The sequence below is a fragment of the Vibrio sp. 10N.222.48.A3 genome, assembly GCF_041475345.1.
GTDB lineage: Bacteria > Pseudomonadota > Gammaproteobacteria > Enterobacterales > Vibrionaceae > Vibrio > Vibrio tasmaniensis_A.
In genome coordinates, this window is record NZ_JBFRVX010000143.1 from 1 (window position 1) to 8,265 (window position 8,265).

The 8,265-nt window shown below is 44.5% G+C and carries 8 protein-coding genes; 4 read left to right on the forward strand and 4 right to left on the reverse strand.

Features of this window, described 5'->3' with window-relative positions:
- Positions 1–715 (reverse strand): DUF2066 domain-containing protein (locus AB4653_RS05375; protein ID WP_372103507.1); only part of this gene is annotated, 715 nt, incomplete at its 3' end.
- A gap of 277 nt (positions 716–992) precedes the next feature.
- Between AB4653_RS05375 and AB4653_RS05380 the strand changes: the two genes are divergently transcribed.
- The gene (locus tag AB4653_RS05380; RefSeq protein ID WP_004734317.1) at positions 993–2,231 is read left to right on the forward strand and encodes a uracil-xanthine permease family protein; all 1,239 of its coding nucleotides are present in this window, start codon (positions 993–995) and stop codon (positions 2,229–2,231) included.
- Positions 2,232–2,391: 160 nt separating this feature from the next.
- Here AB4653_RS05380 and upp read toward each other — a convergent pair whose 3' ends face one another.
- Complete coding sequence (upp, locus tag AB4653_RS05385; RefSeq protein WP_009847387.1) at positions 2,392–3,018, reverse strand: uracil phosphoribosyltransferase; 627 nt, start codon at positions 3,016–3,018, stop codon at positions 2,392–2,394.
- Positions 3,019–3,187: 169 nt separating this feature from the next.
- Here upp and purM point away from each other — a divergent pair, with 169 nt between their 5' ends.
- Positions 3,188–4,228 (forward strand): phosphoribosylformylglycinamidine cyclo-ligase, encoded by a 1,041-nt coding sequence (gene purM, locus AB4653_RS05390; RefSeq protein ID WP_008222945.1) that lies wholly within the window; start codon positions 3,188–3,190, stop codon positions 4,226–4,228.
- Positions 4,229–4,348: 120 nt separating this feature from the next.
- On the forward strand, positions 4,349–5,035 hold the full coding sequence (gene purN, locus AB4653_RS05395) for a phosphoribosylglycinamide formyltransferase (RefSeq protein WP_086027545.1): 687 nt from the start codon (positions 4,349–4,351) through the stop codon (positions 5,033–5,035).
- 135 nt (positions 5,036–5,170) lie between these two features.
- Here the strand turns inward: purN and AB4653_RS05400 are convergent, their stop codons facing one another.
- Both AB4653_RS05400 and lpcA read right to left on the reverse strand, forming a co-directional pair.
- The gene (locus AB4653_RS05400; protein WP_009847389.1) at positions 5,171–6,016 is read right to left on the reverse strand and encodes a class II glutamine amidotransferase; all 846 of its coding nucleotides are present in this window, start codon (positions 6,014–6,016) and stop codon (positions 5,171–5,173) included.
- Between the two features lie 67 nt (positions 6,017–6,083).
- A complete protein-coding gene (lpcA, locus tag AB4653_RS05405; protein ID WP_009847390.1) occupies positions 6,084–6,659 on the reverse strand; it encodes a D-sedoheptulose 7-phosphate isomerase in 576 nt (191 codons plus the stop codon).
- Positions 6,660–6,987: 328 nt separating this feature from the next.
- On the opposite strand from lpcA, the gene AB4653_RS05410 reads away from it, so the two are divergent.
- Positions 6,988–8,265, forward strand: a 1,278-nt coding sequence (locus tag AB4653_RS05410; protein WP_372103510.1) for an acyl-CoA dehydrogenase, incomplete at its 3' end; no start/stop codon positions are given.

Sequence of the window (8,265 nt, forward strand, 5' to 3'; positions counted from 1 at the left end):
TCTTAGAAGTCGTCGCGCTGTTGCCCGATACCGAACCACTCACAGGCGATGTTGGCGCGCTCGTCAGTTGGTTTGGTTTTTGATCATACAAAGTCCAGCGTAATCCAGAAGACTGTGCCTTAATCACCAAAACAGCATCAACAGGGTAACGTTGACTCGCGTTGCTAATCGGTGTGACAAAGCTGCCCCACAAATCCGAGGTGGCCACTCCCGTAACATCATCAAAATCACCAACAGGAAACATCAAAGGCAAACCGCGCTCTTTTGCATTGGCTTGTAAGCCTACAGCTAACAGTGAGTTGGAGTGTTCCCAGACAATGTTCTTGTCGTAGTTACTCTCTTCTACCAGCCAAACAAGAATATTTGAGCGAGTATCAGGCCAGTACGGTAATTGCGCTTGAGTCAGTAGTGAACGAATTTGAGCACCGTTAAAACGCATACGCAATGTTGATTGGTCATTGCTTTCGCCAAAACTCATTTGAGACATGTACTGCGCACTCTTACGCATCGCCTTTTGAATCGTCTCATTCGACGCGACATCAGTTTGGCCAGTAGCACGTATCAATACCTGCTCCATGCCAGTATTTCTTGCCACTTGTTCTGGTTGTTTGTCTTCAGCGTTAATCGCAACTTCAGCACTAAAGATATCTACTTGAGTTAAGGCATAACTCGGAGAGGCTAATAGTCCCATCAACAACAATGCTATGTAGCGCATATTGATCCTAATATTCAAAGCTTGTGCCTTGATGATAAGCAACTATGGATTGAGGGGCAAGGTCGTTAGCCCCCACTGTGTTTAATAACCATAAAATATCACCTGACCATGATAAATCGTTCACTTGTAAACTGAATTTTTCTTATTTTGATAGAGATAAACATAACTAATATAAATAAATTTGATCTATCTGACATAGCAACCGATTGCCAAGTGATAGAATCCCGCGAATTTTATTTTTCGCTTTTCATATAACGACCATTTTTAAGGACATAACATGAAAAATGCTCTGCAAGGTGCGCAAATGCTATTTGTCGCTTTTGGTGCACTTGTACTGGTGCCCCTGCTGACAGGCCTTGATCCCAACGTAGCGCTCTTTGGTGCAGGTATCGGTACCCTTTTATTCCAACTTATTACACGCCGTTCAGTACCTATTTTCCTTGCGTCTTCTTTTGCATTCATCGCACCTATCATGTTTGGCATTCAAACTTGGGGTGTAGGTGCAACTATGGGCGGCCTTATGGCGGCAGGTGTTGTGTATGTATTAATGGGTGCCTTAATTAAGGTACGTGGTGTAGCCTTTATCCACAAACTGCTTCCCCCAGTCGTAGTTGGCCCTGTAATCATGGTGATCGGCTTAGGTCTTGCTCCTGTTGCGGTAAACATGGCGCTAGGTAAAACAGGCGATGGTGCGGTTCAGCTTATCGATGCAGACGCAGCGTTATGGATTTCTTCTATCTCATTACTGGTAACGATTGTCATCAGTGTTTTCTCGAAAGGCTTTCTTAAGCTGCTGCCGATCTTCGGCGGTATTGTGGCTGGTTATGTAACGAGCTTAGTATACGGTGTCGTTGATTTTACCCCTGTCGCTCAGGCCGCTTGGTTAGCTCTACCTAACTTCACAGCGCCAGAGTTCAACATCAACGCTATCTTCTTTATGGTATTTGTAGCAATTGCACCTGCTGTTGAACACGTAGGCGACATGCTTGCTATTTCGAATGTAACCGGTAAAGACTACCTTAAAAAGCCAGGTTTACACCGCACAATAACTGGTGACGGCGTGGCAACGATTGCAGCTTCTATGTTGGGCGCTCCACCAAATACAACCTACAGTGAAGTAACGGGGGCTGTAATGCTGACCAAAGCATTCAACCCAGTGATCATGACTTGGGCTGCAGTAACAGCGATTGTTCTAGCATTAGTAGGTAAGCTAGGCGCTCTATTACAAACAATCCCAGTTCCTGTGATGGGCGGCATCATGATTCTACTGTTTGGTTCAATCGCAACGGTAGGCTTGAATACTCTAATTCAGAACAAAGTTGACCTACACAAATCACGCAACCTTGTGATTGTCGGCATTACTTTGGTCTTCGGTATTGGCGGCATGGCATTTGGCATCGGCGACTTTAGCCTGCAAGGCGTAAGCTTATGCGGTATCGTTGCTATTCTACTGAACCTAGTCCTTCCTGAAGAGCTAGGCGACAACACCGTAGTAGACAAAGCCCAAATCGACTAACTGCAAGTCAACAAACTGTAGAGGCTTGTGATCCTCAATTAAGAGCATCACAAGCTAGCAAGATCAAAAAAGGGAGAGCATCGAATGCTCTCCCTTTTTATTAATACGGCTAATTCAGCGAGTTAAGAAACGGTTTAGCGTAACTTAAGCTGAAACCGAATTACTTAGTACCGAAGATCTTATCACCAGCATCGCCAAGACCAGGAACAATGTAGCCCTTGTCGTTTAGCTTCTCATCGATTGCAGCAGTGTAAAGCTCAACATCTGGGTGCGCTTTTTCTAGTGCAGCGATACCTTCAGGGGCAGCAACAAGTACCAGTACTTTAAATACTTTACAGCCTTGCTCTTTTAGAAGGTCAAGAGTTGCAATCATAGAACCGCCAGTTGCTAACATTGGATCAACCACTAGAGCAATACGCTCATCAATGTTAGATGCTAGCTTGTTGAAGTATGGTACAGGCTCTAATGTTTCTTCGTCACGGTAGATACCCACGACACTGATTCGAGCACTTGGCATATGCTCTAAAACACCATCCATCATGCCTAGACCTGCACGTAGGATTGGCACTACTGTTACCTTTTTACCTTTAATTTGGTCAACTTCTACTGGGCCGTTCCAACCATCAATAGTTACACGTTCAGTTTCAAAGTCTGATGTCGCTTCGTATGTTAGAAGGCTACCCACTTCTGTCGCTAGCTCACGAAAACGCTTAGTACTAATGTCACCTTCACGCATCAGGCCAATTTTATGTTTTACTAGCGGGTGTTTCACTTCAACAACTTTCATTTCCAACTCCGGCAATATTTAAACAAACCTGTAGATTATACACGAACTGTGGGGTTATTTCAGAATCTTTATTCTAATAAAAAAAACCGCGCAAACGTTTGCTCTTCGTAATCAAGCCCTGTTAGAATAGCGCCGTTTTCACATCCAACTTAAGTTCGAGGACTATCCCGTGAGTGGTAATACTTCTTCTCTAAGCTACAAAGACGCTGGTGTTGATATCGACGCAGGTAATGCACTAGTAGACCGTATTAAAGGTGCTGTTAAACGCACTCGTCGCCCTGAAGTAATGGGCGGTATTGGTGGCTTTGGCGCCCTATGTGAACTTCCAACGAAATACAAAGAGCCGGTACTTGTTTCAGGTACTGATGGTGTTGGTACTAAACTTCGCCTTGCTTTGGATCTGAAAAAACACGACACCATTGGTATCGACCTAGTGGCAATGTGTGTGAACGACTTAATCGTTCAAGGTGGTGAGCCGCTATTCTTCCTAGACTACTACGCAACAGGTAAGCTAGATGTAGATACAGCAGCAGATGTTGTTTCTGGTATTGCTGAAGGCTGTGTTCAAGCAGGTTGTGCACTCATCGGCGGTGAAACTGCTGAAATGCCAGGTATGTACGAAGGCGACGACTACGATGTAGCCGGCTTCTGTGTTGGTGTTGTAGAAAAAGCTGACATCATCGACGGTACTAAAGTAGCTGCAGGCGACGCACTTATCGCTGTTGGCTCAAGTGGTCCACACTCAAATGGTTACTCTTTGATTCGTAAAGTTCTAGAAGTTTCTGGTGCTGATAAGAGTGAAGAGCTAGAAGGTCGCACTATCGGTGAACACCTACTAGAACCGACTAAGATTTACATCAAATCGGCACTTAAGATGATTGCAGAGCATGACATTCATGCTATCTCGCACATCACAGGTGGTGGTTTCTGGGAAAACATCCCACGCGTACTTCCTGAAGGTACTAAAGCAGTGATTGATGGCAAGAGCTGGGAATGGCCTGCTATCTTCAACTGGCTACAAGAGAAAGGTAACGTGGAGACATTTGAAATGTACCGCACTTTCAACTGTGGTGTAGGCCTAGTTGTTGCTCTACCTAAAGATCAAGCAGACGCTGCGGTTGAACTGCTGAAAGCCGAAGGCGAAAACGCTTGGGTTATCGGTGAGATCGCAAACGCTGAAGCTGGCGAAGAGCAAGTTGAAATCAAATAAGTGATACGCTCACTTACTTAGTTAATCAATGAGGACCTTATGGTCCTCATTTTGCTATTTGGCCCACAGAAAACCTTAGTTTATGTAGGTACATTGTAAACAGTTCAGTTAATCAATCGCATGACCCACTCTATGAAAAACAGCCATTCTATGAATAACAGTCACTCTAAGAAAAACATCGTCGTTTTAGTTTCAGGAAGCGGAAGTAACTTGCAAGCAATTTTGGACGCCTGTGATAGCAATATGATTGATGCTTCAGTTAAAGCTGTCTTCTCAAACAAAGCAGAGGCTTTTGGTCTAGAGAGAGCAAAATCAGCAGGTGTTGACGCACATTCTGTGAACCCAAAAAACTATGGTTCACGTGAAGAGTTCGATCATGAATTGATGATTCAGATCGATGCTTACCAACCCGATTTAATCGTACTTGCGGGATACATGCGTATCTTGAGTTCAGAATTTGTTCGTCACTATGCCGGTAAAATGGTCAACATCCACCCTTCCCTGTTACCTAAATACCCGGGCCTACACACCCACCAGCGTGCCATTGATGCACAAGACAAAGAGCACGGTACAAGCGTCCACTTTGTTACCGAAGAACTTGATGGTGGCCCTGTAATCTTGCAAGCCAAGGTGCCGGTATTTGAAGATGATGATGCTGACATGTTAGCAAGCCGAGTACTGACTCAAGAGCACTGTATTTACCCGATGGTTTGTAAATGGTTTGCTGAAGATCGTTTATCGATGGTAAACGGGAGGGCTGTCTTAGACGGTGAAACATTAGGTACACACGGTTACGCAGAAGAGTAATTAATAAGGTTGTTCTCCCAGAGTAAATCACGGAAGAATAAGCCTTAAAAAACAGAAAACAAAAAGGCCGCTCACTGACTTATTAGTACAGTAAGCGGCCTTTTTTAATCAGGACAAATAATAGTATCGACTAGATTAGCTCAATGGTTCAGTAGGCGCTTGGCTTGCCACCTTCTTCGGAGCATAAGCGACATCTTCCAACGCTTGGTGGTTGTTGCCAATTAACTCTCCAAAATGAAACAGCGCGTATTCACCCGGCTTCATTCTAAACCACTCTTCATTGTCTGTTAGAGGCTGAGTTGCGACGACGGTTACCACATCATTAGGCGTGGTCTCTTCTTGGAAGTTAATCTCAACATCTTCATCAATCAGGCTCGCGTTACCAAAAGGAGCTCGTCTTGTTATCCAGTATAAATGGTTCGTACAGTAGTTCATCACGTACTCACCGTCACTGAGCAACATATTGAAAACACCTTTCTCTCGTAACTGGTCACAGCACTCAGCGACAAAGCGAAACATACCTTCCATATCTTGAGGAGGTTCAGGAAAACGGTCTTCAAGTTGTTTCAACAACCAGCAGAAAGAGAGTTCGCTGTCCGTCTCACCGACAGGTCTGAATCGACCACTAATCAGATCATCATAATCCGTTAGTTGACCATTGTGAGCAAAGGTCCAGTATCGTCCCCAAAGCTCACGAGTGAAAGGGTGAGTATTTTCTAGATTAACGCCACCGCGGTTAGCTTGACGGATATGACTGACAACAGCTTGGCTCTTAATTGGGTAGTTTTGAACCAGCTCAGCGATCTTTGATTCACAACTAGGATTAGGGTCTTTAAATGTACGAAAACCCTTCCCCTCATAGAAAGTAATACCCCAGCCATCACGATGTGGACCAGTGTTGCCTCCACGCTGCATAAGGCCAGTAAAGCTAAAACAAATATCAGTAGGCACATTCGCGCTCATACCGAGCAATTCACACATGGTTTAATCTACTCCCTATTTAAACCAATGGAGCCACAAACCTAGGCTCCAAATGTCTGTAAAACTATTATTCCATTTCTTTTTCAACAAGCTGAATCACAATGTGGATGATCTTAATGTGAATCTCTTGGATGCGATCAGCGTAGCCAAAGTGTGGGACTCGGATTTCGATATCAGCACAACCTGCCATTTTACCGCCATCTTTACCGGTCAGCGCAATGGTTTTCATCCCTTTAGCTTGAGCAGCTTCAATCGCTTTTAGGATGTTGCCAGAGTTACCTGAAGTCGACAAACCAAACAACACATCGCCTTTACGACCCACGGCTTCTACATAACGAGAAAATACGTGGTCGTAACCAAAGTCGTTACTCACGCAAGACAGGTGACTCGGATCTGAAATCGCAATACCAGCAAAACCTGGACGATTTTCACGGTATCGGCCTGTTAGCTCTTCCGCGAAATGCATTGCATCACAGTGTGAACCACCGTTACCACAAGAAAGCACTTTGCCTTCTTGCTTGAATGAATCTGCAATCATTTTTGCAGCAGCTTCAATTTGAGCAATGTTATGGTCATCACTCAAGAACTTGTTCAGAACGTCAGCAGCTTCGTTCAATTCACTTTTGATTAGGTCTTGGTACATTTGGCTTATCTCTTATGTTTTTTGACGCAACTTAAAGTGCGTGAAATGAGAATTGAGGGTTTTCCCCTCTTTATAACTGAGTTTACCCACAAACATGAAATAGTGTCGACACTTAAGCCCAAAGATTGCCACCTTTATTAACCTCTCATTGCCGATCCGTCCAAATATTCACCACCAACCTCTCACAATTAGAACTTTAACTCTATTGAGATCACTTTTTATTCACTTTGGAGTTTTACAAATATTTAATATTTTGTTTACACTTGACTGGTTAGACCTCTTACCTAAACTTAATAACAATAAGTGATCTCTGAAAAGGAAATCGATCATGAACATATTGCTCTCCCTACTCGGCATGTCAGCCATCTTAGGCGTCTGTCTTTACCATAGAGTTAGTCTGGTCCGTGCGTTAATTGTGTTAACTGGCGCAATGGTCGCATTAACCCTGTTTGGCAGCGTGGCAGTCACTGGCTGGCTTTGTTATCTATTGGCCATTGCAATCTTTGCTGTACCAGCAATTCGCCAGACCCTCATTAGCCAAAAAGCACTTTCTTTGTTTAAGAAGGTTCTACCAGCAATGTCTCAGACGGAAAAAGAGGCATTGGAAGCAGGCACAGTATGGTGGGAAGCAGAGCTGTTCAAAGGCAAGCCTGAGTGGAAGAAGCTTCAAAACATTGCGGATCCGAAACTTTCTGAGGCGGAACAAGCGTTTTTAGATGGCCCAGTCAATACAGTGTGTGAAATGGTCAATGATTACCAAGTAACACATGAGCTTGCTGATTTACCACCAGAAGTTTGGCAGTACCTAAAAGACCATAAATTCTTCGCCATGATCATCAAGAAAAAATACGGCGGTTTAGAATTCTCAGCTTACGCTCAGTCGTTAGTTCTACAGAAGCTAACGGGTGTTTCGAGCGTATTATCATCGACGGTTGGCGTACCTAACTCACTAGGTCCTGGTGAGCTATTGCAGCACTACGGCACAGAAGATCAAAGAAACCATTACCTGCCACGCCTAGCTGAAGGTAAAGAGATCCCTTGTTTCGCACTGACCAGTCCAGAAGCAGGCTCAGACGCAGGCTCTATCCCAGATTATGGTGTGGTATGTAAGGGTGAATGGCAAGGTGAAGAAGTATTGGGCATGCGCCTAACTTGGAACAAACGTTACATCACTCTAGCGCCTGTCGCGACCGTTTTAGGCTTAGCCTTTAAACTGAGAGACCCAGAAGGTCTGCTTGGTGACAAACAAGATCTTGGCATCACCTGTGCCCTTATCCCTACCGATTTAAAAGGCGTAGAGATTGGTAACCGCCACTTCCCACTCAACGTGCCTTTCCAAAATGGTCCGACTCAAGGTGATGACATCTTCGTGCCTATCGATTTCATCATCGGCGGCCAAAAAATGGCAGGACAAGGCTGGCGTATGTTGGTTGAATGCCTGTCGGTTGGTCGTGGTATCACACTGCCTTCAAACTCAACCGGTGGTATTAAATCTGCAGCATTAGCAACTGGTGCTTACGCTCGTATTCGTCGTCAATTCAAACAACCCATTGGTCGCATGGAAGGGGTTGAAGAGCCACTGGCACGTCTAGCTGGTAATGCTTAT

Bases quoted from the DNA above. Each gene is read 5' to 3' on its own strand.
- upp (WP_009847387.1), bottom strand. From the start codon at position 3,018: ATGAAAGTTGTTGAAGTGAAACACCCGCTAGTAAAACATAAAATTGGC.
- purN (WP_086027545.1), top strand. From the start codon at position 4,349: ATGACCCACTCTATGAAAAACAGCCATTCTATGAATAACAGTCACTCT.
- AB4653_RS05380 (WP_004734317.1), top strand. From the start codon at position 993: ATGAAAAATGCTCTGCAAGGTGCGCAAATGCTATTTGTCGCTTTTGGT.
- AB4653_RS05400 (WP_009847389.1), bottom strand. From the start codon at position 6,016: ATGTGTGAATTGCTCGGTATGAGCGCGAATGTGCCTACTGATATTTGT.
- lpcA (WP_009847390.1), bottom strand. From the start codon at position 6,659: ATGTACCAAGACCTAATCAAAAGTGAATTGAACGAAGCTGCTGACGTT.